The organism is Candidatus Thermoplasmatota archaeon, assembly GCA_035540375.1.
Classification (GTDB): Archaea; Thermoplasmatota; SW-10-69-26; order JACQPN01; family JAJPHT01; genus DATLGO01.
This window is the reverse complement of record DATLGO010000008.1, coordinates 41,194-63,406: the sequence shown is the minus strand read 5'-3', so window position 1 is coordinate 63,406 and position 22,213 is coordinate 41,194. Positions and strand designations below refer to the sequence as shown.

At 70.9% G+C, this 22,213-nt stretch carries 28 protein-coding genes; 17 read left to right on the top strand and 11 right to left on the bottom strand.

Annotated features, from left to right (window positions below):
- Positions 1-55 precede the first annotated feature (55 nt).
- Positions 56-1,249: a hypothetical protein gene (locus VM889_01020; GenBank protein ID HVL47121.1), complete on the top strand. Its 1,194-nt coding sequence runs from the start codon at positions 56-58 to the stop codon at positions 1,247-1,249.
- Here VM889_01020 and VM889_01015 read toward each other — a convergent pair whose 3' ends face one another.
- Together VM889_01015 and VM889_01010 are read right to left on the bottom strand one after the other, a co-directional pair.
- Positions 1,250-2,053 carry a universal stress protein gene (locus VM889_01015; GenBank protein ID HVL47120.1) on the bottom strand — a complete coding sequence of 268 codons (804 nt, stop codon included), beginning with the start codon at positions 2,051-2,053 and terminating at the stop codon, positions 1,250-1,252.
- A gap of 37 nt (positions 2,054-2,090) precedes the next feature.
- Entirely contained in the window at positions 2,091-3,149 is a 1,059-nt protein-coding gene (locus VM889_01010; protein ID HVL47119.1) for a hypothetical protein, read from the bottom strand.
- Between the two features lie 104 nt (positions 3,150-3,253).
- Here VM889_01010 and VM889_01005 point away from each other — a divergent pair, with 104 nt between their 5' ends.
- The 5 genes from VM889_01005 (at position 3,254) to VM889_00985 (ending at position 7,068) form a co-directional block, all read left to right on the top strand.
- Positions 3,254-3,796, top strand: coding sequence for a DUF2243 domain-containing protein (locus VM889_01005; protein ID HVL47118.1), 543 nt, complete (start codon positions 3,254-3,256; stop codon positions 3,794-3,796).
- 37 nt (positions 3,797-3,833) lie between these two features.
- The gene (locus VM889_01000; GenBank protein ID HVL47117.1) at positions 3,834-4,025 is read left to right on the top strand and encodes a methytransferase partner Trm112; all 192 of its coding nucleotides are present in this window, start codon (positions 3,834-3,836) and stop codon (positions 4,023-4,025) included.
- A 166-nt stretch (positions 4,026-4,191) separates the two neighbouring features.
- Positions 4,192-5,454 (top strand): adenosylhomocysteinase, encoded by a 1,263-nt coding sequence (locus tag VM889_00995; GenBank protein ID HVL47116.1) that lies wholly within the window; start codon positions 4,192-4,194, stop codon positions 5,452-5,454.
- A 370-nt stretch (positions 5,455-5,824) separates the two neighbouring features.
- Positions 5,825-6,097 carry a Gar1/Naf1 family protein gene (locus tag VM889_00990; protein HVL47115.1) on the top strand — a complete coding sequence of 91 codons (273 nt, stop codon included), beginning with the start codon at positions 5,825-5,827 and terminating at the stop codon, positions 6,095-6,097.
- 20 nt (positions 6,098-6,117) lie between these two features.
- Positions 6,118-7,068 (top strand): transcription initiation factor IIB, encoded by a 951-nt coding sequence (locus VM889_00985; protein HVL47114.1) that lies wholly within the window; start codon positions 6,118-6,120, stop codon positions 7,066-7,068.
- A 141-nt stretch (positions 7,069-7,209) separates the two neighbouring features.
- On the opposite strand, the gene VM889_00980 is transcribed toward VM889_00985, so the two are convergent.
- From VM889_00980 to VM889_00965, 4 genes are all read right to left on the bottom strand, one after another.
- Complete coding sequence (locus VM889_00980; protein HVL47113.1) at positions 7,210-7,527, bottom strand: AzlD domain-containing protein; 318 nt, start codon at positions 7,525-7,527, stop codon at positions 7,210-7,212.
- Positions 7,524-8,195, bottom strand: a complete 672-nt coding sequence (locus tag VM889_00975) for an AzlC family ABC transporter permease (GenBank protein ID HVL47112.1) — start codon at positions 8,193-8,195, stop codon at positions 7,524-7,526. The genes VM889_00980 and VM889_00975 overlap by 4 nt, the downstream gene beginning before the upstream one ends.
- A gap of 107 nt (positions 8,196-8,302) precedes the next feature.
- Positions 8,303-8,755, bottom strand: coding sequence for a hypothetical protein (locus VM889_00970; protein HVL47111.1), 453 nt, complete (start codon positions 8,753-8,755; stop codon positions 8,303-8,305).
- Positions 8,752-9,561, bottom strand: coding sequence for a hypothetical protein (locus tag VM889_00965; GenBank protein ID HVL47110.1), 810 nt, complete (start codon positions 9,559-9,561; stop codon positions 8,752-8,754). Before VM889_00965 ends, VM889_00970 begins: the two co-directional genes overlap by 4 nt.
- 670 nt (positions 9,562-10,231) lie before the next feature.
- Between VM889_00965 and VM889_00960 the strand changes: the two genes are divergently transcribed.
- The gene (locus VM889_00960; GenBank protein ID HVL47109.1) at positions 10,232-11,158 is read left to right on the top strand and encodes an AsnC family transcriptional regulator; all 927 of its coding nucleotides are present in this window, start codon (positions 10,232-10,234) and stop codon (positions 11,156-11,158) included.
- 65 nt (positions 11,159-11,223) lie between these two features.
- Positions 11,224-11,547, top strand: coding sequence for a YdhR family protein (locus VM889_00955; GenBank protein ID HVL47108.1), 324 nt, complete (start codon positions 11,224-11,226; stop codon positions 11,545-11,547).
- A gap of 6 nt (positions 11,548-11,553) precedes the next feature.
- Here VM889_00955 and VM889_00950 read toward each other — a convergent pair whose 3' ends face one another.
- On the bottom strand, positions 11,554-13,023 hold the full coding sequence (locus tag VM889_00950; protein ID HVL47107.1) for an aminotransferase class V-fold PLP-dependent enzyme: 1,470 nt from the start codon (positions 13,021-13,023) through the stop codon (positions 11,554-11,556).
- A 76-nt stretch (positions 13,024-13,099) separates the two neighbouring features.
- On the opposite strand from VM889_00950, the gene VM889_00945 reads away from it, so the two are divergent.
- Together VM889_00945 and VM889_00940 are read left to right on the top strand one after the other, a co-directional pair.
- Positions 13,100-13,456, top strand: a complete 357-nt coding sequence (locus tag VM889_00945) for a metalloregulator ArsR/SmtB family transcription factor (protein HVL47106.1) — start codon at positions 13,100-13,102, stop codon at positions 13,454-13,456.
- Between the two features lie 5 nt (positions 13,457-13,461).
- Positions 13,462-13,932 carry an SRPBCC domain-containing protein gene (locus tag VM889_00940; protein ID HVL47105.1) on the top strand — a complete coding sequence of 157 codons (471 nt, stop codon included), beginning with the start codon at positions 13,462-13,464 and terminating at the stop codon, positions 13,930-13,932.
- Positions 13,933-13,980: 48 nt separating this feature from the next.
- Here the strand turns inward: VM889_00940 and VM889_00935 are convergent, their stop codons facing one another.
- Together VM889_00935 and VM889_00930 are read right to left on the bottom strand one after the other, a co-directional pair.
- Complete coding sequence (locus VM889_00935; protein HVL47104.1) at positions 13,981-14,349, bottom strand: rhodanese-like domain-containing protein; 369 nt, start codon at positions 14,347-14,349, stop codon at positions 13,981-13,983.
- 147 nt (positions 14,350-14,496) lie between these two features.
- Positions 14,497-15,438, bottom strand: coding sequence for an Lrp/AsnC family transcriptional regulator (locus VM889_00930; protein ID HVL47103.1), 942 nt, complete (start codon positions 15,436-15,438; stop codon positions 14,497-14,499).
- 85 nt (positions 15,439-15,523) lie between these two features.
- On the opposite strand from VM889_00930, the gene VM889_00925 reads away from it, so the two are divergent.
- From VM889_00925 to VM889_00915, 3 genes are all read left to right on the top strand, one after another.
- On the top strand, positions 15,524-15,697 hold the full coding sequence (locus VM889_00925; GenBank protein ID HVL47102.1) for a hypothetical protein: 174 nt from the start codon (positions 15,524-15,526) through the stop codon (positions 15,695-15,697).
- Between the two features lie 380 nt (positions 15,698-16,077).
- Positions 16,078-16,206, top strand: coding sequence for a hypothetical protein (locus VM889_00920; protein ID HVL47101.1), 129 nt, complete (start codon positions 16,078-16,080; stop codon positions 16,204-16,206).
- Between the two features lie 41 nt (positions 16,207-16,247).
- Positions 16,248-17,156 carry a hypothetical protein gene (locus VM889_00915; protein ID HVL47100.1) on the top strand — a complete coding sequence of 303 codons (909 nt, stop codon included), beginning with the start codon at positions 16,248-16,250 and terminating at the stop codon, positions 17,154-17,156.
- Positions 17,157-17,162: 6 nt separating this feature from the next.
- On the opposite strand, the gene VM889_00910 is transcribed toward VM889_00915, so the two are convergent.
- Positions 17,163-18,107 carry a hypothetical protein gene (locus VM889_00910; protein HVL47099.1) on the bottom strand — a complete coding sequence of 315 codons (945 nt, stop codon included), beginning with the start codon at positions 18,105-18,107 and terminating at the stop codon, positions 17,163-17,165.
- 90 nt (positions 18,108-18,197) lie between these two features.
- Between VM889_00910 and VM889_00905 the strand changes: the two genes are divergently transcribed.
- From VM889_00905 to VM889_00895, 3 genes are read left to right on the top strand one after another with little or no spacing between them, the layout of a single operon-like run.
- Entirely contained in the window at positions 18,198-19,130 is a 933-nt protein-coding gene (locus VM889_00905) for an NAD(P)-dependent oxidoreductase (GenBank protein HVL47098.1), read from the top strand.
- Positions 19,131-19,166: 36 nt separating this feature from the next.
- Positions 19,167-19,667, top strand: coding sequence for a DUF1801 domain-containing protein (locus tag VM889_00900; GenBank protein ID HVL47097.1), 501 nt, complete (start codon positions 19,167-19,169; stop codon positions 19,665-19,667).
- Positions 19,668-19,727: 60 nt separating this feature from the next.
- Entirely contained in the window at positions 19,728-20,111 is a 384-nt protein-coding gene (locus tag VM889_00895; protein ID HVL47096.1) for a hypothetical protein, read from the top strand.
- A gap of 19 nt (positions 20,112-20,130) precedes the next feature.
- Here the strand turns inward: VM889_00895 and VM889_00890 are convergent, their stop codons facing one another.
- Positions 20,131-20,433, bottom strand: coding sequence for a DUF1330 domain-containing protein (locus tag VM889_00890; protein ID HVL47095.1), 303 nt, complete (start codon positions 20,431-20,433; stop codon positions 20,131-20,133).
- Positions 20,434-20,509: 76 nt separating this feature from the next.
- Here VM889_00890 and VM889_00885 point away from each other — a divergent pair, with 76 nt between their 5' ends.
- A complete protein-coding gene (locus VM889_00885; protein ID HVL47094.1) occupies positions 20,510-22,156 on the top strand; it encodes a S8/S53 family peptidase in 1,647 nt (548 codons plus the stop codon).
- Positions 22,157-22,213 lie beyond the last annotated feature (57 nt).

Genomic DNA, 22,213 nt, shown 5'->3' with positions numbered 1-22,213 from the left:
GATCGGCGCGACAGCAAAACGCGAAGGTTCATACGGGAGGGAGCCGGCTGTCCGGGTGGTTGCCATGCGCGGACCCCGCTCAGCGCTCCTCCTGTCGATCGCGCTCCTGATCGCCCCCCTCGCCGCCGCCGACGGCGGCCACGAGGGTCACGGTGCCGGCCCGCTCTACGACCCGTTCACGCCCACCCTCACGTACTACCTCGGAGCCGCGGGCGCCACGAGCCCGGTCGCGCCGACGGCCAGCAACTCGACCGAGATCACGGCCCCCGCGAACGGCGCGGTCCACTGGAATTTCACGGCCGCGCGCGCGTTCACCTTCGGCTCGGCCGCGCTCTCGGTCACGGCCCTGAACAAGGGCGCCCTTCCCCTCATCGGCATTCCGAACTCGGCGCCCTTCCAGGCCAACATCACGAAGAACGGCCAGATCGTCGCCAACATGTCGGGCACCGCGTCGATCGGCAACTACATGCCCGGCGCCACCCCGGTCGCGTTCACGGTCCCCCTCTCGGGCGCGAACGTGACGGCCGCCTCGGGCGACCAGATCGGCGTCGCGCTCCGCTTCACGTGGCCGCAGGCGCAAAGCGGCTCCCTCGTCTACCTCGTCGGCAGCACGAAGGCGCCGAGCGTCCTCAAGGTCAACGCGACCCTCTCCGGCAAGGAGAGCCTCGGCGTCCTGCACGCCGCCTCCGCGACCTACGGCTGGCCCGCGACGGCCATCCCCGCCGCGCCCGCGAATGCCGTCTCGATCGACGTCATGCAGATGCCGGACTCCGGCTTCGAGGCGTTCCAGCGCGTCGTCGAGCTTCCCCCCTCGGGCTTCCTCCCGATCACCTTCCGCTTCATGAGCCACGACGACGAGGCCTCGGGCCAGGTCCACGAGGACGGCACGGGCGGCCTCAAGGATCCGTACGCCGTCTCGATGGACGTCGGCGGCCTCGAGTTCCGCGAGAACCTCTACCCGGCCGAGTGGGTCGTCCGGCAGGTCACCTTCAGCGCGGCCGGCACGTACACGATGAAGTGCACCGCGGGCTGCGACCGCATGGACAAGGTCGAGTTCGGGGTCATCGTCGTGAAGTCGGCCCCGGTCGTGACGCCTCCGACGGACCCCACGAAGCAGCCCTCGACGGGTCCCACGGAGCCGACGCCCAAGCCCGACGGCGACAAGAAGACGGGCCTCCCGGGCCTCGAGGCCGTCGCGGCGCTCGCCGCCCTCGCGGTCGTCGCGGCCGTCGCCCGCCGCCGCGCGTGATCACGCGCGCTTGCGCACGACGAGCGTCGAGACGGGGCTGTCCCGAACGACGTTCCCCGTGACGTCCGCGAGGAGATAGTCGTCCCGCGTCGGGTGGTGCGCCCCCACGACGAGGAGGTCGTGCTTCCCCTCGACCACCTCGTCGAGGATCTCGTCGACGACGACGCCGAAGCGGACCTTGAGCCGGCCCGCGAGCCCCCGCCGCGCAAGCGATTGCTCGACCTCGCGAAGGTGCCGCGCCTCGGGGGTGTCGGTCTCGAGGAAATGCTCCGTGAGACGCTCCATCTCGGCCGTCGCCTCCGCCGTGAGCGGAAACGCGCTTGCGACGTGGAGCACCGTGATCTCGGCCTCGAAGACGCGCGCGAGCGTCGAGGCGGCTTCGAGGTTGTCGAGGCCGTGGAGCGGGCCCTGCGTGCAGACGAGGATCCGCCGCGGGTGTCCACGACCCCTGCGCAAAAGCAGGGTCGAAGCGTGGACGCGCCGCGCGATCGTGCTCCTCAGGTGGCCGCCCGTGAGGGTGTCGCGCATTCCGAGCGGCGGCACGACGACGAGGTCGAACGTCTCCTCGCGGGCGGCCTCCGCAAGCGCGGTCTCGAGGAAGCCTCGGCGGATCTTCGTCGAAAGCGCGCCTTCGGAAAGGTCGAGGAGGCGACGGGCGGCTTCGAGCGCGGTCCTGCGGGCCTTCTCGCGGCGGACCGCGGCGAGGATCGCGACCTCGCCTCCGGCGGCCGCCACGAACCGGCCGACGGCCTTCGCCGCCGCGTGCCAGTGGTCGGTCGCATCGATCGCGAACAGGACCTTCACGCCGAGACCTCCAAGGTCGGTTCGTTCGTCATCTTGTTCACGTCCTGAGGAGCACGAAGGGCAGCACGAGGATGACTGCGAGGAAGACCGCGAGCGTCGCGCGCGATCGCAGGATGCGATCGAGGATGTCGAGCATCGTCTTCTGGTAGCGGTCGTAGGAGAAGACGAGGACGGCCACGGAGACGAGGGCCACGGCGACCATCTCCACGAGCACGATGGTGAAGGCCCGCGGCGCGTCGAGGAGGAGCGCCGCGAAGAGGGTGTCGATGAACGTGCTCACGTTGGCGCCCATGATGTACGGTATGACGTTCTCCCGGCGCACGAGCCCCTTCGCGCTGAGCGGCACGAGGATGCCGAGCGAGACGGAGACCGAGAGCGTGAAGAGCGTCACGACGAACCCGAGCGCGAACATGACGGCCGGGCGGTAGATCTGCACGCCCACGCCGCGGACCGGCGAGCGCTTCTCGAAGTCGGGAAGCGCGCGGTCGAAGACCTGGAGCGCGGCGACGACGGCCGCGGCGCCCGCGATGAAGAGCGCCCAGAACGGAAGGCGTCGCGCGAGCAGCTCGACGATCGGATCGTAGACGAGTCCGATCGCGTCGACAAGACCCGCCGGGGGAGCGAGGCGGACGGCGTCGAACGTGCCCGATTCGAGGAGAAGGATGCCGATGACGATCGCTGGAACGTAGATGGTGTACGTGACGAGCAGCGACAGGAGCCCCATCTGCAGGCTCGCGCCGCGGTCGCGGCCGCGCAGGGCGTAGAGAAAGCCCACGACGAGGACGATGAGCGAAGCCCCGAGCCGCGATCCCGCGATCATGACGAAGGTCTGGATGTCGTCGAGGATGCCGCTCACGAACAGCGTGAGGGAGATCGCGGCGACGGGCGAACCGCTCATGACGAGGTAGGCGGCAGCCCACCCGAAACCGAGCGCGGAGGCGGCGTCGTCGACGCCCAGGAGGTCGCGGACGAACGGCTCGAGGCCGCCCGCGCCGCGACGCATGAGCTGGAGCGCGAGGATGAAAAGCAGCAGCCCGGCGACGCCGGAAACGACCCGGACCGTCCACCTGCGGCGCGCGGTCCCGCCCTCCGTCATCCATCCGGGAGCATCGGAGGCGTGCAAAAAGGATCGCGCACGGTTTCGACGCCACAGATGATCGCGCGACGAGGCTCAAACGGGGGGCGCACGGACGACGCCGCATGGAACCGGCGCGCCCCGCGCCCCGGCCGGCGCCGCCCGCGACCCGGCCGCTCGTCGCGGCGGGCCTCGTCCTCGGATTCGGCCTCGGCGGGTTCGTCGACGGCATCCTCCTCCACCAGATCCTCCAATGGCACCACATGGCGTCGAGCCATCCCGATCCGGCGATCGCGCAGAACCTGTCCGTGAATACCCTGCTCGACGGGGTCTTCCACGCGGCGACGTGGATCCTGGTCGCGATCGGGCTTTTCATGCTCCATCGCGCCTGGCGCCGCGGCGACGTGCCCCCGAGCGGCCGCGTGCTGACCGGCAGCCTCCTTGCGGGGTGGGGTCTCTTCAACCTCGTCGAAGGGCTCGTGAACCATCATCTCCTCGGGATCCACCACGTCCATCCGTCCGGCCCCGGCGGCGCGCTCGTCTGGGACCTCGCCTTCCTGGCTTTCGGCGCGATCCTCGCGATCGCCGGGTGGGGCCTCGTTCGAAGCGGCCGGGACGTCGCGCGCGGGCGCGCCGCGTCCGGTCCGCGGCACGCCAGGGGCTCGTGAGCGAAGGCTTTTCAATCCCGTCCAGCTTGACGATCGCATGAAGCGCGACCTCATGGACATCCTCTGCTGCCCGGTCCACAAGACGGACCTCGCGCTCACCGCGAAGGAGGAGAACGCCGAGGAGATCCTCGAAGGCGACCTCTACTGCGCGCGGTGCGACTTCCATTACCCCATCGCGGGCGGGATCCCCAACCTGCTCCCGCCCGAGATGCACGAGACGAAGGCCTGATGGGTGGCCGGCTCCGCCCGCCTCCGCTGAGCGACCCGGTCCGGCCGACCCATGAGAGCGTCCGGGACGCGAAGGGCGCGCCCGGGTCGGGCGGCGACCGCCGGTTCCCGCGGCGTTCCGGGAGTTAGCTAGATACGGGGGGAGGGGCGTCCCGGGGTCGATCCCCATGGCCCCGCCGCCCCACAAGATCAAGGACCCCGCGCTCGCGAAGGAGGGCCGCGCCCGCATCGACTGGGCGGCCGCGCACATGCCGGTGCTCGCGCTCATCCGCCGCGAGTTCGAGAAGGAGAAGCCCCTCAAGGGTCTCACGCTCGCCGCGTGCCTGCACGTCACGAAGGAGACGGCGGTGCTCATGGAGACGCTCGCCGCGGGCGGCGCGAAGGTCGCCCTTTGCGGCTCGAACCCCCTCTCGACGCAGGACGACGTCGCGGCGGCGCTCGCGGAGAGCGGCATCCACGTGTACGCGTGGCGCGGCGTGAACGAGAAGGAATACTACCAGTGCGTCGACTGGGCGCTCGAGCACAAGCCCCACTACACGATGGACGACGGCGGCGACCTCGTGACGCGCCTCCACACGACGCGCAAGGACCTCCTCGGCGCGACGAAGGCCGGCACGGAGGAGACGACGACGGGCGTGCACCGCTTCCGCGCGATGGCGAAGGAAGGCGCGCTCACGTACCCCATCGTCGCCGTGAACGACGCGATGACGAAGCACTTCTTCGACAACCGCTACGGCACGGGCCAGTCCACGCTCGACGGCATCCTCCGCGCGACGAGCATCCTCCTCGCCGGCAAGGCCTTCGTCGTTGCGGGCTACGGCTGGGTCGGCAAGGGCCTCGCGATGCGCGCCCGCGGCATGGGCGCGCACGTCACGGTCACCGAGGTGGACCCGGTTCGCGCGCTCGAAGCGTCGATGGACGGCTTCGCGGTCGCGCCCATGAAGGACGCCGTGAAGCACGCGGACATCGTCGTCACGGTCACGGGCGGCAAGTGGGTCCTCGGCGAGGGCGAGCTTGCGAACGTGAAGGACGGCGCCATCCTCGCGAACTCGGGGCACTTCGACAACGAGATCAACCTCAAGGCGCTCAAGGCGATGGCGAAGGACGTCGTCGAGGTGCGCCCGAACGTCGAGCGCTACCACCTCAAGGACGGCCGCAACGTGTACGTGCTCGGCCAGGGTCGCCTCGTGAACCTCGCCGCAGCCGAGGGCCACCCGCCGGAGGTCATGGACATGAGCTTCGCGAACCAGGCGCTTGCGACGCGCTGGCTCGTCGAGCACGGGAAGGACCTCAAGCCCCAGGTGTACGTCGTGCCCGAGGCCATCGACCGGCGCGTCGCCGCGCTCAAGCTCGAGGCGATGGGCGTCCGCATCGACCGCCTCACCGAGGCGCAGACGAAGTACCTCGAAGGCTGGCAGGAAGGCACGTAGGGCGTCCCCGGGGCCCCGCGCCCCGCGCCGCGCCGCCCGTGTCGGGCCGCGCTTCGCTTCTCGGCTGCAGGACGGGCGGGCGGGGCTGCGCGCCAGCCTCCGCTCCGGGCCGTCCGTCGCCGTGCCGCCGCCTGCATTCCTGCCGGGCCCGCGCCCCCGCCGAAGGGTTCATCCTCGCGCGACCCTCACGTTCAAGGCGATGCCGTCGCGAGCGGAACGGAACCCTTTTTTCCCTTTCGAGGTGATGGCGAACGCCATTGTTTATGCTCCGCGAGGCGCGGAAGTATATAAACGCAGGGGCAAACCCTATATCGTTGCTCATGCTTTGGTAGGCTGAGGCCGGGCGTGACCCGGTCGATCAGGTCGGACCATGGCCACGACATCCGCCGGCGAAGTCCTCCACGTGACGGCGCGCGGCTCCCTCATCGTGAAGGCGCCCGCCCTCGTGCCGGTCGGCACGTTCCTCGTGGACCAGCGCCGCGAGCCCGTGGGGCGCGTCGCGGACGTCATCGGCCCCGTCAAGGCCCCGTACCTGGTCGTCGCGCCCGCGAAGGGCGCGAAGTTCCACCGCCTCGTCGGGAAGGCGCTCTTCCCCTCGGAGCGGTCCGGCCCCCGCGGCCCCCCGCCGCGCGGCCGCCGCTGATTCCCGTTCAAGGAGATGACATCGTGGCTGACACCAAGGCGAAGAACCCCGAAGAGCAGGTCGAGGAGATCAGCCAGTGCCCCGAGTGCGGCTCGAAGCACCTCGCCCGCGACTACGAGCGCGGCGAGCTCGTGTGCTCGAGCTGCGGCCTCGTGCTGGACGAGCACTTCATCGACCAGGGCCCGGAGTGGCGCGCCTTCGACCACGAGCAGCGCGAGAAGCGCGCCCGTGTCGGTGCCCCGATGACCTACACGATCCACGACAAGGGTCTCTCGACCGAGATCGGGTGGCGCAACAAGGACTCGTACGGCAAGAACATCCCGACGAAGTCCCGCGCCCAGCTCTACCGTCTCCGCAAGTGGCAGCGCCGCATCCGCGTCTCGAACGCGACCGAGCGCAACCTCGCCTTCGCCCTGAGCGAGCTCGACCGCATGGCGAGCCGCATGGGTCTCCCGAGGAACGTGCGTGAGACCGCGGCCATGGTCTACCGCCGCGCGGTCCAGAAGAACCTCATCCGCGGCCGCTCCATCGAGGGCGTCGCCGCGGCCTCGCTCTACGCGGCGTGCCGCCAGTGCAACGTGCCCCGCACGCTCGACGAGATCGCCGACGCGAGCCGCGTCTCCCGCAAGGAGATCGGCCGCACGTACCGCTTCATCGCGCGCGAGCTCAAGCTGAAGCTCATGCCGACGAGCCCGATCGACTACATCCCCCGCTTCTGCTCGGAGCTCAAGCTCTCGGGCGAGATCCAGGCCAAGGCGGTCGAGATTCTCAAGCAGGCGGCGGACAAGGAGCTCACGTCCGGTCGCGGCCCCACGGGCGTCGCGGCGGCCGCGCTCTACATCTCGTCGATCCTCTGCGGCGAGCGCCGCACGCAGCGCGAGGTCGCCGACGTGGCGGGCGTGACCGAGGTCACGATCCGCAACCGGTACAAGGAACTCGCGGAGAAGCTGGACATCGACATCATCTTGTGACGCCTGGAGGCGGCACTAGATGGCCACCGTGCCCGCAGGCACGGTGAGCAACCTTTGATCGCGCGACAGCGCGATCAAAGGCCTCGTCCATGTCGAGTCGAGCCCGAAGCCCGCAGGGCTTCGGGCGGAAGCTGGACCGCGTCAAGGCCAAGCGGCGCTCGCCGCGACGAGCGCCGCGAAGCCCGCCACGATCGTCCACGCGACGCTCTTGGTCCGCCAGGCGACGCCGAAAGCGATCGCCCCTGAGACGACGCGCGCGAGGTCCAAGGACCCGGTCCCGGGCGCCCGGAGGATCGCGGGGATCGCGAGGGCCGCGAGCACGGCGGGGCCGACGAGCCGGAGCGCGGGCTCGAAGCGCGCGGGCGGCTTCGTCGCGTCGGGCACGAGGAAGACGGCGCGCGCGGCGTACGTCGCGACGGCCGCGCCGACGAGCACGATCCAGAAGTCGGCCTCGTTCACCGCTTCACCTCGAAGGCGGCGCCGAGCCCGATGCCCGCGAGGGCGCCGAGGAGGAGGTTCACGTTGTACGGGAGGACGGCCGCCGCGGTCGCAATCGCGCCCGCGGCGCCCGCGGCGATCCAGGCGCCGCGCGTCCTGAGCGCGGGCGCAAGCAGCGCGAGGAACGTGAGGGGGACCGCGAATTCGAGCGGCCACGCGGCGGGGAGGCGCGCGCCGACGATGGCGCTCGCGGTCGTGACCGTGAACCACATGACGGGAAGCGTGAGGGCGCTTCCGAGGTAGAACGGCCAGCGGTCCTTCGCCTCGAGCGCGGGCATGTCGCGCGTGCCGACGGCGAAGGCCTGGTCCGTGAGGACGTAGGCCACAAGCGCGCGCAGGCGCCGCGGCGCGCCGGCGAACCACGGGCGCAGGGCGGCGCCGTACATCGCGAAGCGGAGGTTGATGAGCGCGGCGGTCGCGATGACGACGATCGCGGGCGCGCCCTCGTCGAGGAGGCGCACCATCGCGAGCTGCGCCGCGCCCGCGACGATGAAGACGGACTGGAGCAGGACCCGCCACCACGGCCACCCGAGGTTCGCGGCCGTGACGCCGAGGAGGATCGCGAACGGGAGCATCGCGAACGTGACCGGCAGCATCGCGCGCACGCCGGCGAGGAAGGGGCGGTCCACGAGGGCCGAGCGCGGGTCGCACGGAAAGGGATTGCGCCGACCGACCATACCGGGCGTTGCAGGCGCGTTCCGGGACGCGGTGCTGGGACCGCGCCCGGAACCGGCGTTCAGATCGTCTTCTTCTCGATGCTCGCGAGCCACGCTTCGAGTTTCGTTGCGTCCTCGACGGCCGCGCGCAGCGCGTCGAGGTCGGCCTTCCACTCGAGCTTCGCGACGTCGGACTCGTGGAGCACCGCGATGCCGGTCTTCGCGTCCGGGTTCGCGCTCGCGAGGGCGACGAGGGCGGCCGTCTGCATTTCGTCGACGGTCGCGGTCGCGTTCGCGGGAACATTGTAACCCACGTAGGCCAGCCCGTCGCTTTCGGCGTAGAGGACATCGGTCACGCCCACGAGTTCCAGCCCCGCTTCCACGAGGCCTCCGCGGTGGCGCGCCTCGAAGGAGGGGCCGGGCTCGTGGAAGGCCTTCACTTCGGCGGGCGCGAGGAGCCAGGCGGCGCCGAGCCCCACCACGAGAAGGATTCCGACGACGATGCCGCCCGCGATGAGGAGGCCGCGCTTCACGAAGCCACCTCATTGGAACTACGCAGGCAGTCGTTGTACCGCTTCATCCACGCCATGCCCTCCGCACGGGGGCCGGGTTTGGGCCCGATTCCCGCCTTGCAAGCGTCCTTCACGGCCTTGAGTGCGGCCACGGTGACGAGCACCGAATCGCAAAACTCCGAACGAGTCACGCGGCAGATGTAATCGTCGAGCTTCTTGTTGGGGATTCGTCCATTGACGCCGCCGAGCGCGTTGACGACGTAGTCGGCGCCGCACAAGGGCACGACGAGGTAACCTTCGGTCTGGCTCGCCGCAAGCGTGCCGCTGCAGCCTGCGTACGTGATGTTGCGGCCGACCGTCGGCATGTAGACGCTGAGGCCGGACTTTGCCGGGGTCTTCAGGATCGCGTTGAACCCGGCCTGGGTCGCAAGATCCTGGCTCGTCAGGCTCGCGTGCCCGCCGGTGAGGATGAGCATCCCCGTATTGCTGGGGTCGAACGCGTTGGCGAGCGAGATTGCGGCCGCCTCGTTGATCGTGATGATGTGAGTGGCCGCGTTATCCCGGTATCGGCCGATGGTCTCCATCCTCGCGCCCCCGTCCCTGAGCGTTCCGAAGAATTCGAATCGATGGAGTGTTGGGGATGTGATGTCGGTGAAGCGGACGATCAGAGTCTCGCCGTCCTTGAAGGAATCACGGACCTGCTGAACCGCGAGAAGGTTGTCCACGAGTCGCTGGACCGTAACGAGATGGATGGATCCGGTGACCGTAGGCGCCGCGCCGGCCCCCGGTGTCACCGTCGGAGCGACGAGGGCGATGGTGGCGAGCAAAGGCGGCAAGGGCGAGGCGGCGTCTCATGACCACTCGAAGGGATAATCCGCTATTGAACCCTCCTCTCATTGCAACTCGGGTGGCAGACGCCATTCCGACGGGTGGCCCCGCGGTCCCTTTCGGCGGCGACGCCGGGGAGCGGTATCTCGGGCGGTGGCGGCGCGGTGATGCGCTCGGCCTCACGCGACGACGTCGTTGAACGTGTCGCGCGGGAGCGTGCTGAAGAGGAGCCCCGAGCCGGCCGCGGTTCCATTCCCCGGCGGGGCCGGTCATCCGGAAGGTGCCGCGCAGGACGAGGAACGCGTGCCGCGTCCGCTTGGGCGGGTCAACCGTGAAGGCGACGGGGGCCGCGTCGTTGGATTTGGCGCTGTCGTACCGGAGCTCGACAGGGCCCTCGGCGGTCGTGTGGCGACTGAACCTCGAGCGCCGATGCCGCGGAATGGATTGCCCCGACCGGGAGCGCGCGGCCCCGTTCGGCCTCCCCGATGCCTTTCGTCGAAGGTGGCTTAATCGATTGATTCCACGGGAGAAGCGTCGGCGCCAGGGTCGACCACGGCCGCGGAACACGCGGGAGCGGAGGGGGCCCTTTCCAAGAAGCATCCGTCGACGCGCGCGGGGGGCTGCGCGCGCGACGGCACGTTGATGCGGCCGTACAAGCCTCCCCCGCCCGTGGACGCGCTCGACATGCGTCTCTTGCGCGCGATGGGGACGACCCCCTTCGCCTACGGGGCGCGCTCGCTCGACGCCATCAAGCCCGCGCGGCTCGCCGAGCGTGTGGGAACGACGCGACAGACGGTCGAGGCGCGGCTCGCGCGCCTCTCGGAGCTGGGCGTCCTCCAGGGCTATCAGGTGTGGCCGAACCTTCGCCACCTCGGACTCACGTGGGAGATCCATCATTGGAAGGTTCCCGACCCCGCGCGGAAGGCTTCGGCGTACGGTTCGCTGCCGCTCGCCGACGGCATCGTGGCGGTGTTCTCCTTCCTCGGTCCGGACCTCTGCGTCGCGATCCAATCGAGGAATCCGGAGGACCGCGCCCGGACCCTCGCCCGCGTGACGGAGGCCGTCGGCGGCGGGCGTCCGGCCACGCTCTGGGCCCGCGAGATGCCACCGGTCCGGGAGCCCCTGACGACCCTCGATTGGCGCATCCTCGCGGCGCTGCGGCATGACGCGCGCCGACCTCTCGAGGGCGTCGCCCGCGAGGCGGGCGTGAGCGTGCGGACTGTGAAGCGTCGCGTGGCCCGCATGACGGCGGAGCGCGCCTTCGACGTCACGGCCAACGTCGCCCTCGAGCGATCACCCTATCCCATCCCCTTCGCCTTCCTGTTCCATTTCACGCCCGAGGGCGGGCGCGCGACCGCGGCCGCGCTCCTCGACCTCTTCGACGACCGGACGATCGCGGCCTGGGTCCCCTGGTCCGCCTCGCTCGGGCACTACGACATGAGCCTCTATGCCCGGACCCCCGGCGAAGTGGAGGAGATGCGTGACCGGGCCCTCAAGGTTCCCGGGGTCGCTGAGGTCGAGACCCTCCTTTACACCGGCGCGCGGGTGGAGAGCGACTGGCTCGACCGCGCGATGGCCGAGCGTCTCGGACGCTGACCTTGTCCAAGGGCGCAAACCCGGCTTGCGTCAAGGCCATGCCTCCGCGAGGGTCTCTGGGGATCATGACGGCCCACAATCCCACGATCGTCACGGTGCGTTTCCGGGTGACCTTCTCGCGGCGCGAACTTGAGGAATCCTTCATGCCGGATGCCCCTGCGATCGCGGAGCTTCCGGGCATGCGGTGGAAGATCTGGGCTTTCGAGGAGTCCATCCGCGAGTTCCAGAGCGTCTATCTCTTCGAGAATCCCGCGAGCGCCGACCGCTTCGCGCGTGGAGACATCATCGAGGGCCTCCGCAAGGATCCGAACCTGAGCGACGTGCAGGTCTCGACCCACGCGGTCCTCGAATCGCTGAGCCGGGTCACGCGGGCTCCCGTCGCGCGCTGACTTGAGTCACGGCACGGGGATCGCCTGCGCCGTCCGCTTCACGGTCTCCACGAAGGCATCCACGTCCTCGTCGGTCGTGCGGTGGTTCGTGAAGCTGCACCGGATGGCGTAGCGTCCCCGCACACGGGTCCCGGTGGGCACGGCGAAGCCCGACTCCTGGATGCGCAGGACGATCTCCTCGTTGAGCGCATCCAGGGCTTTCTCGCTGAGGCCGGCCGGGCGGACCCGGAAACAGACGATGTTGAGCGTCGCGGGCGCGAGGAGTTCGAGGCCGGGCGTCGCGTCCACGCGCGCCGCGAGGCGCCGCGCCTGCGCCACGTTGCGCGCGACGATGCGCCCCCACTTCTCCGTTCCGTGCGTGCGCAAGGCCACGTACGCCTTGAGGCCGCGGAAGCTCCGCGAAAGCTCGATGCCGAGGTCGCCGCACCACGGAACGTCGCCGTGTTGCGCCGCGGCGCCGCGCGGCTCGTGATGAAGGTAGGGAGGATGAACGGTGAACGACGCGAGGTGGCTCGCCGCGTCCTTCACGAAGATGACGCCGCAGTCGAACGGAAGCCATCCCCACTTGTGGAGATCGAAGGCGAGGTAGTCCGCGCGCGAGAGCCCCGCGAGGCGGGGCCTGAATTCGGGATCGAGCCACGCGAGCGCGCCGAAGGCGCCGTCCACGTGGAACCAGAGGGCCTCGTCGCGCGCGACGTCCGCGATCGCGTCCAGCGGGTCGATCGCGCCCGTGTTCGTCGTGCCCGCCGTACCGACGACGAGGAAAGGCGAGAGCCCCCGCGCGCGGTCCTCGCGGATCGCGGCCCGGAGCGCGCCCATATCCATGGCGAAGGTCTCGTCCGCGGGGATCCTGCGGACGTGGCGCGCGCCGATCCCCAGGATCTCGAGCGCGCGCTCGTTGGAGCTGTGCGCCTCCTCGGAGACGTACGCCGCAAGCGGAGCGTGTCCGGCGAGCCCCTCCGCGCGGACATCCCATCCAGCCTTCGCGTGGCGCGCGACCGCCATGCCGGTGAGGTTCGCGAGGGACCCGCCGCTCACGAAGAGGCCGCTCGCGTCCGCGGGCCAGCCGAGCATCTCGCGGAGCCACCGCAGCGCGACCTGCTCGACGCGGTGCGCGACGTGGTCCGCGCCGCCCATGTTGGGGTTCATCGTCGCGACGATCGCGTCGGCGAGCACGGCATCCGGGGTTCCGTTGCCCATGACCCATCCCCAGAACCGGGGGTGGGGGTTTCCGAGCGGGTAAGGCAGGATCAAGCGACGAACGTCGTCGAGGACCTCCTCGACGGGCGCGCCCGTCGCCGGAAGCGGCCGGGCGAGGTCCTTCGCCACGTCCGCGGGGACGGGACGCCAGACGGGCCGCTCGCGCACGTCGCGCTGGTAGGCGATGAGCTCGTCGAGCAGCGCGTGCGCCGCTCGGGAGAAGACCTCCCAATCCTCGGGGTCGAGCGTCTCCGTCGCGCGGTCCTTCCCGGGCATCGCGAGGCCATCGGTTCGGAACCCTAAGCCTTTGCCGGTCCGGGGGCGTCCTTCGCCTCGATTAACCGATAGGTTAATGGTGGCCCAGCGCATACTGAACCTTGTGGTTAAGCGTCCCGCGGATCTCGATGCGATCTTCGCCGCCCTCGCCCACCCCATCCGGCGCTCCATCATCGAGCGTCTCGCGGAAGGGGAGTGCGCGGTGGGGGACCTCGCCGAGCCGCACGACGTGAGCCTCCCCGCCATCTCCAAGCACCTCCGGGTGCTCGAGGAGGCGGGCCTGCTCGAGCAGACGCCCGACGGCCGCGTGCGCCGATGCGCGCTCCAGGCGGCGCCGCTCAGCGAGGCGTTCTCGTGGCTCGTCCGGTACCGACTCCTCTGGGAGGGCCGGTTCGACCGCCTCGCGGACGTCCTCGAGCGCAAGCGGAAGTGACCGACATGACGACGAAGAAGCAAGTCCTGAAGATGGAGCGCGTGTTCGACTGCACCCTCGACGAGATGTGGGCCGCGTGGACGGACCCGGAGCTGTTCAAGCGATGGATCACGCCGTTTCCCGGCATCGACGCGGAGATCCACGAGATGGACGTCCGCGTGGGCGGTCGGCTCCGATTCACGATGATCGACGCGACGGGCAAGCGCTACCCCGAGGAGGTCGGCGAGTACGAGGTCGTGCGGAAGCCCCACGAGATCGTCACGTTCTCGGCGAACGAGGGCCGCGGCGACGTGTTCGAGGGCGAGCCCCAGCGCATGAAGGGCCGCTTCGAAGCGGTCGGGCCCTCGAAGACGAAGGTCCACTTCGAGACCGATCTCCCCGGCGACTTCCCGATCGAGATGGCGAAGGGCGGCTTCGGGTCGTGCTTCAACAAGCTCGAAACGATGCTCCACACGAAGCGCGCGGGCAAGGCGTGATCCGCGACGCCTTCCCCGCTCGCAGGGGGAAGACGCCGGGGTCGGACCTCACGGCTCCTTGACCTCTTCGACCGGCTTCCCCGCGCCCGCCCACGCCTTGAAGCCGCCGTCGAGGTGCGCGACGTTCGTGTAGCCGAGGTCCTTGAGCGCGCGCACGCCGAGGGCTGAGCGACCACCCGCGGCGCAGTAGAGGACCGTGCGCTTGTTCGGCTGCAGCGCCGGGATGTGGTACGGCGCGGCGGGGTCGGCGTGGAACTCGAGCATGCCGCGCGTGGCGTGGATCGCGCCCGGGATCGCGCCGTTCTGCCTGCGCTCGGCGGGCTCGCGGAGGTCGACCACGACGGCGCCGCGCTCCATCTCCTTCGCGACCTGTTCGGGATCGAGGTTCTCGATCGCGGCCTTCGCGGCCTGGACCATCGCGGCGACCGTCTTCGTCGGGGTTGCGGGTTGCGTCAACGATTCATCCTGGGCCCGCGGGGGGCCCAGGACCGGAAGGACGCGGGAGGGCTTCTTTCTCGCTGGAAGCGACGATCCTTGACCTTGACGCCGGAAGCGGCCTGGATGTCAAAACGCGGGGGTCGTGTCCTTGATCATGGTCTCGATCAGGTCATCGACCCAGTCGGTCCGGGCCTCGATCTCGGACAGGACGAGCGCCTGCACGCGGTCCACGCCGGGCACGCGGTCGCAGCGCTGGCGCAGGTCCTCGACGTGGCGCACCGCGTTCGCGAAGACCATCGCGGACAGGTGGCCGTACTGCGGGGAGAGGGGAACCTGCGCGAAAAGGAAGTGGTCGTCCAGTTCGCGGCGTACGCGCGCGGCCGTCTCGCTGTCCGCCTCGGGCGTGAAGAAGACGAGGAGGGCGAACGGCACGAGACCGGGCTCCGCGCCGGGGTCGAGCTTCGGCTTCACGAAAAGGGACCCCTCCTCGACCATGCGGTCGTGGTGCCGTTTCGCCGTCCGATATCCGACGCCGAGCTCTTCGGAGACATCGACGAGCGAGCGCTTCGCGCGGCCGCGCAACGCGCGGATGATCCGCCAGTCGAGCGCGGTGAGCTTGCGCGCAACGGGCGGCATCATCCAGCCCATGAAGGGAACCGGTCGGGGGTCGCCCGCCGCTTCGGCGATGGCGCGCATCCGGCGATCGCGCTGCGCTGCCGATTGGTACGATAGGTCCACGCAAAACTCGGGTCCGAGGAAGTACGTCACCTCGAGGAGGCCCTCGACGTGGCCGACCGCGGCCCGGATGAGTTCACGGTGCGATTCGTCCGGCGGCCGCACGAGGTAGGCGGTCGCCTCGAGGCCGAAGTGCCGGAGGTTCGGGATGACGTCGTAGCCCGCGATGACGCCCGACGATTCCATCCGCGCGATGCGGTCGCGCACCGTCTCGGCGGTGACGCCGAGGATGCGCGCGAGGTGTGCCGGGCGCACGGCGTCGACCCCGATTTCGCGGGCGACGTAGGGCACGGGGCCCATCGCCCGGAGAATGCGGATGTCGAGGCCGTCCACGAGCCGCGAAGGGTGTCCGGGACAAAAGCCTTCACCCAGGCGGCAAGGCGCGCGGTTGAAACCTCGCCGGGGCGTCCCGGCACGCATGGGATCGAGCGGCGCGGGCGGCGGAGCCATCTACGGCCTGGGGTTCATCGGCGCGGTCGTGTATTACATCCAAACGGCGGAAAATCTCTGGGACGGGCTCGTGGGTTTCCTGAAAGCCATCGTCTGGCCCGGTATCCTCGTGTACGAGCTTCTCAAGATGGTCGGCGCTTGACCCGCGCGAGGCCGGCGGATCGCTGATCCCGCGCCGCGCGCCTTGCGCGCCCCGTGGCCCGCGGCGTCCATCGGCAGCACGCCCATCGTCGAGCACGCGAAGGGTCGCCCCGAAGGCGGCGCGCGGATCCTCTAGAAGGTCGAGGGCGCGAACCCGACGGGCAGCGTGAAGGACCGCTTGGCGCTTGCGTGCGTGGAGGGCGCCGTCGAGACGGTTGGATTGCGCCCGGCCACCCGGTCGTGGAACGCACGGGGGAAAGCACCGGCGCCTCGCCCGCATGGGTCTGCTTGGCGCAGGGCCACCCGCTCACCCATGTCACGAACGAGGCGGTCGCGCAGGAAGCTCGACCTCAAGGTGCGCCCGGCGCCGAGGTCGAGGTCATGAGGACGACCGACGGCAAGGTCCACCGCGGCTCGTGCTCCATGCGGGCGCGCGTGGAAGAGATCGTCGTCACGATCGCCGTGGACACGTCTCTCGAGTGCCTCGCGGGCGACCTCAACCGCTTCTGACGGAACGCAAGCTCCATCCCGCGGCACCGCGTGCGCCCCGCGTGGGCCTCTCCGCGCTCCGCAAGATCCTCGCTCCGCAGCCGTTCAACCCCGCGACGCTTGCGGGCCGCACGGTCGCCGTCGACGCTGACAACCTCGTCTGGAGCTTCGCGACCGCCCTCGCCGCGACCGGCAACTGGACGACCGGTCCCGACGGGCGGTCGAACGCGCACCTTCAAGGCCTCGTCGCGCGGCTGCGGCTCTACGCGCAATGGGGCGCGCGGAGCGTCTGGATCTTCGACGGCGCGCAGCCCGGCCTCAAGGAGGCGACGCTCGTCGCGCGCGCCGAGCGCATCGAGGCCGCGCGGGTCGCAGGCGATGCGCAGGCCGCAATCGAGGTCACGGCGGACGACCTCGCGGAGTGCCGCGCGTTGCTCGCCGCGCTCGGCATCCCGGCGATGGTCGCGCCCGGCGAATCGGACGCGCAGTGCGCACGCCTCGTTGCGGACGGGAAGGCCTGGGCTGCCGTCACGCAGGATTGGGACATCGCGCTTTTCGGCGCGCCGCGCGCGCTCCGCAACCTCTCGGGATCGAAGACGCGCGCGCCGGAGATCCTCGACCTCGCCGGTTCGCTTGCTGCCGCGGCCCTCACGAGGGAACAGCTCGTCGACGCGGCCATCCTCATCGGCACCGACTACAACGAGGGCCTCCAAGGCATCGGGCCCGTGAAGGCCGTGAAGCTCGTGAAGAAACATGGCTCGCTCGAGGCCGCGCTCCGCGCGCTCGGCGCGTCGATGCCCGAGGCTGCGGAGGTGCGAAGCATTTTCCTCGAACATCCCGTGGACGTCGGCTACGCGCCGCGCTTCTCGGCGCCGGATGCCGAGAAGGCGCGCGCGCTCCTGGCGGCCCGCGGCATCTCGGAGACGAAAGCCGCCGCCCTCGTCGAGGACCTGGCGCGGCTCCACCGGTGACGGCATTCACCCGCTCGGGCCGCGAGCCTCACGGACGGCCGCGACGAGCGGGTACACGCCCGAGGCCGCGAAGGTCACCGCGGGCGCGAGGATCGCCCCGTACTCGAGAGCCCACGCGACGCAAGCGACGAAGGCCCCGAGGCCGATCGCGAAACCGTAGGCGACCGCGGCGCGGCCGCGGAGCCGCCCCCAGAGCGCGGCGCACGCGATCCACGCTGCCGCAAGGACGAGGAGGATGATCGCGTGCGTCGTCATGATCGCGTGGCCCGTGGCCGGGAGGTGGGCCGTCGCGGCAAGGGTCCCGACGAGCGGGCCGACGCCGTAGAGGTGCATCCCCGCGAGCGCGAGGAGCGCGGATACCGTCCAGAGCGCGACGAGCCCCGTGACCGCGGTCCGCGGGTGTGCCCCGGGCACGTCGCGACGCCGCGCGCGCCCCGCGAGGAACGCGGCGAGGAGACCGAATCCGGCCGTGGATGCGAGCGCGCCGGGCTCCGCGTCGTCGTTCGTGACCGCGAAGCCGTCGTGGACCGCCGCGAGGCGGACCTGGGCCGTGACGGCGGATGCGCCGACGTTCTCGACGACGACCGTGCGCGGGGCCGAGAAGGTGCCCTTGCAGCAGGCGAGGAGGGCGTCGACGCGGAGGTCGTGGCCCGGCCCGGCCTCGGGTCCCTCGGCGCCTTCCACACGCACCGTGAGCGAGGCGCCCGCGGGCGCCTTGACGAGGCCGAGGACGCGATGATAGTGGTTCTCGAACGTCCATGCCGCCTTCTCGCCCGGCGCGAGCGTCACGGGCCCGTCCGCCAGCGCGAAATCGGGGTGGGCGCGCGCGGCGGGCGCGAGGACGACGGCGAGGGCGAGGGCCGCGAGGAGGCGCGTCGCGACCCGCGGCGGGTGCGATCGGCGTCCGAAAGCATCGCGGCCGTGTCCTCCCCATCCGCCCGGGCGAGGCATGGTCGCGGCACGTTGCCGGAACGCATGAATCCGACGGATCGGGCATTGTAATGACCGAAAGGTCAGGAGCGCCTCCGACGCTTCGTTCACATGAATGTCCTTGTCGCGGGCGCAACCGGCGCGATCGGTCGGCGACTCGTCCCGATCCTCCTGGAACGCGGCCACGACGTGAGCCTCCTTGCGCGCGACCCCGCGAAGGGCGAGGCGCTCCGGAAGGCCGGAGCGAGCGTCGTCGCGGCGGACGCGCTCGACCGCGACTCGGTGGTCCGGGCCTTCGAGGCCGCCCGACCGGAGGTCGTGGTGAACGAGCTCACGAGCCTCTCGGGCCTCGCCTCTGCGGACGGTCGCCGCGGCATCCGGGACGCCTACGCGGCGAACGACCGCATCCGCCGCGTCGGCTACGCGAACGTCCTCGAGGCGAGCCGGCGCGTCGGCGTCCGCCGCCTCGTTGCGCAAAGCAGCGCCTTCTGGTACGCGCCCGACGGGACCGACGCGCCGAAAAGCGAGGAGGCGCGCTGGTGGACGGACCTCCCGGATCCGGTCGGCGCGGCGGTGCGGACGATGGCCGAGGCCGAGCGCGCGCTCCTGGCCTCGGACCGCCTCGAGGGGGTCGCGCTCCGGTATGGCGTCCTGTTCGGGCCCGGTACGGCCGTCGCGCCCGACGGCGGCTTCGCCACCGCGCTCCGCCGCCGGATGCTCCCGATCGTCGGGTCTGGCGCCGCGTTGAGCCCGTTCGTGCACGTCGAAGACGCCGCGGAAGCGACGGCGCGATTCGTCGAGGCGGGCGCGCCCGGCGCCTACAACGTCGCCGGCGAGGCCGCGCGCGCGGACGCGTGGATGCCGGCGCTTGCGCGCGCGATCGGCGCGCCGCCGCCGCGGCGCATCCCCGAATGGGTCGCGGCCCTCGCCGTGGGCCGCGGTCTTGCCGCGTGGCTCGCGCGCGAGCAGGCCGCCGCAAGCGGCAAGGCCGAGGGCGCGGTCGGGTGGCGCGCGAAGCGGTCGTGGCGCGACGGCTTCGCATGACGTCATCTTGATGGGCCGCGCCCGTGATGCCCCATCATGCCCGTCGCGAAGCGGAAGGCGCCCGTGAAGCGCGCAACGAAGAAGCTGGCCGCGAAGCGCGCAGCGACCAAGGTCAAGCGGCCCACCGCGACGCCGAAGGCCGCGAAGCCCCCGTTCGGCCGCGCGGGCACCGCGGGGAAGGCGGAAGGCGACGCGCCGGTCGCCGCGTACATCGCCGCGCTCTCGCCGGAGCACCGCGCCATCGCGGAGGCCGTCGACGCGATCATCGCGCGGGAAATCCCCGGCGTGAAGCGGGCCGTGAAGTGGAGCATGCCGTTTTACGGCGTCGAAGGCCGCGGCTGGTTCGCGGCCTTCGCGTCGTTCACGAAGCACCGCGCGGTGCGCTTCTTCCAGGGCGCCGTGATGGAACCGGTTCCCCCGGAAGGCGGCGGCAAGCAAGGCCGCAGCGTGAACTACGCGACGCTCGCGGACCTCGACGAGGGTCAGCTCGCGGACTGGGTCCGGCAGGCGGCGAGGCTCCCCGGCTGGGGCTCGTGAACGCGCCTGCCGCGGGAAACGCCAGAACGATCTTGGTTCCCGCGCGCGAACGCGCGAGGCATGGCCGAACAACGCGAGACGCAGCGCGAGCCGCAGGAGATCCCGCACGCGGTGCAGCACATCGAGATCGCGACCAAGAATCCGGAGCTGCTCAAGGCCTTCCTCGCCGAGCAGTTCGACTGGACGTTCGAGACGACGCAGGGCGATTACCACATGTTCCGCACGCCGGGCGGGACGGGCGGCGGCGTCGTGAGGACGAGGGAGGAGCAGCCGGTCGGGGTGACGCCGTACATCAACGTGAAGGACATCGAAGGCGTGCAGGACGCCTGCCGGCGGGCGGGCGCGCGCATCGTGCTCCCGGTCACGGAGGTGCCGGACATGGGCCGGTTCTTCTGGTTCGAGGTCGAGGGCTCCCCGCCGCTTGCCTGCTGGGAGTCCTACTGACGCAAGAACGTTACACGCGTCACGCGGACGGAACGTAGCCCGGAAGCAGGAGGAGCGTGCCTTTCGAGGCGCGCTGACGGAGGTCCATCACGGGCTTGTAGCCGGGCGACGCGTGCCACGCGCGGGCCTGCGCGTCGCTCGGGAACTCCAGGATCACGGCGCGCGCGGGCGCGGGGCCGCCTTCGAGGAGCGCGGGGCCGGGGACGCGCGCGAGGAACCGCCCGCCGAACGGCGCGAGCGTGGGCTCCACCCGGGCGACGTAGGCCCGGTAGGCTTCCGGATCCGTGACGGCCTCGATGAGCGCGACGACGTAGGCGGGCACGCGGCCCCATCCGCCTCCGGGGCCATGGACCCTCCGGCGCGAAAAGATTGATGGCATCCCGGGTCTCCTCGTCCCCGTGCACGCCCGCCCGGGTCCCTGTTTCGTCGTCGCCGCCCTCGCCCTCGCCGGCTGCCTCGGCGCCCCCGACCTGCCGCTCGAAGCGGGCGCGGTCGACGCGGCGGGCGTCGCGCCCGTGTTCCCGACCCCCATCCGCGACGCGAAGGCCGTGACCGATCTCGCGGGTGGGCTCACGGTCGCGTGTGTGTCGTACTCGACGCGCGCCTGCTTCGACTATCCGATCAAGCTCGAGGGCCCCGGCGTCGTCGACGCGCGGCTCAGGTGGAGCGAGCCGGGCGCGCGCATGACCCTCCATCTTTTGGAGGGCGATCGGATCGTGACCGACGCGTTCATCGCGCGCGGAGCCCCGTCGACCAACCTGTCCCTCCGCTGGGGCCTCGACGCGCCGGGCGACTACACGCTGCGCGTCATGGCCTCCGTCGGCTATCGCCTCGAGGTGGACTTCGGGCCTCTCCCCCGTCCCGAAGGCCCCCCGAACGCGACGGCGCCCGCGGGCTTCGGGCCGCACGTCATCCTCGCGCTCACCGACACGGGCGTGAACCCCTACCACCGCGCCTTCTACCGCCCGCACCTCACGGCGCACCCGTGCACGTACATCCGCGACTTTTCGTGCGACATCCCCGCGCTCAACCTCACGGTCGGCGGCGACAACTGGAAGGAGGCCGTCGCGGCCGACGAGGCCGTCTGGAAGTCGATTGCGCGGGAGACCATCTACTGGATTCCGCAAACGGTGTTCGTCGCGGTCCGGTGTGACCGCGTGTACGAGTCGTCCTCCGCGTTCGGCTCGCTCTTCGGCGACGTGTGCCTCCTCGACGAGGGCGACGGCTGGTGGGCCGGCCACGGCACTGGCACGGTGAGCATCGCCGTCTGGGAAAATCCCGACGTCCTCGTCGCCTTCAACGAGGGCTACGACCCGACGGTCTTCGCGGCCTCGGGCATTCCCGTCGACGTCGTGAGCCACAGCTGGGGTTCGGGCACGCCCATGCCGTATCCGGCGGCGGCCCGGGAAACGCTCCCGTGCCGCGCGCAGCGCCACGCCCCCGTCTTCGTCAAGGCGGCCGGCAACGACGCGCGCGCCGTGCCGACCGATTGCCAGACGGGCGCCTCCCACGTCATCGCAGCCGGCGGCGGCTTCCCTTCGCCCCCGACGCATCACGTCCTCTCCGCGAACGTGGTGGACGTCGAGAGCTACATGATGCCTCCATGGGCCGCCCGCGATTCTGTCGCGAACGTCCACGCTCCGGGGTCCTGGGGAGGCACGAGCTTCGCGACGCCGACGATTGCCGGCGCACTGAGCAAGGTCATCCTCGAGGTCCGCCGCGCGAGCGGCTACGACGGCGGCCTGACCGCGGACGGCTACGTGGATCCCCGCCTGGGGATCAAGGCGGGCGACCTCCGCGACGCGATGAACCGCACCGCGACCTACACCCCGAAGGCCCGGCACGTCTGGATCGACCCCGCGAACCAGATCCCCGTCAACCCGGCCGCTCCGTGGCTCCAGTGGGGATGGGGCTTCTTCGACGGCGCCGTCGCCGAAGACGCGATCGCGCACCTGCTCAAGACGCGCGTCGCCCCTGAGAAGCCCGCGGCCGCGAAGCTCCACATGGAAACGATCCATGCGGCGCGCTCGACGCTCTACGGTTGACGGCCGTGTCAACGCGGCCCTCTCCCTTTTTATGGTGGGAGCGTCGCGGCGGCTGCA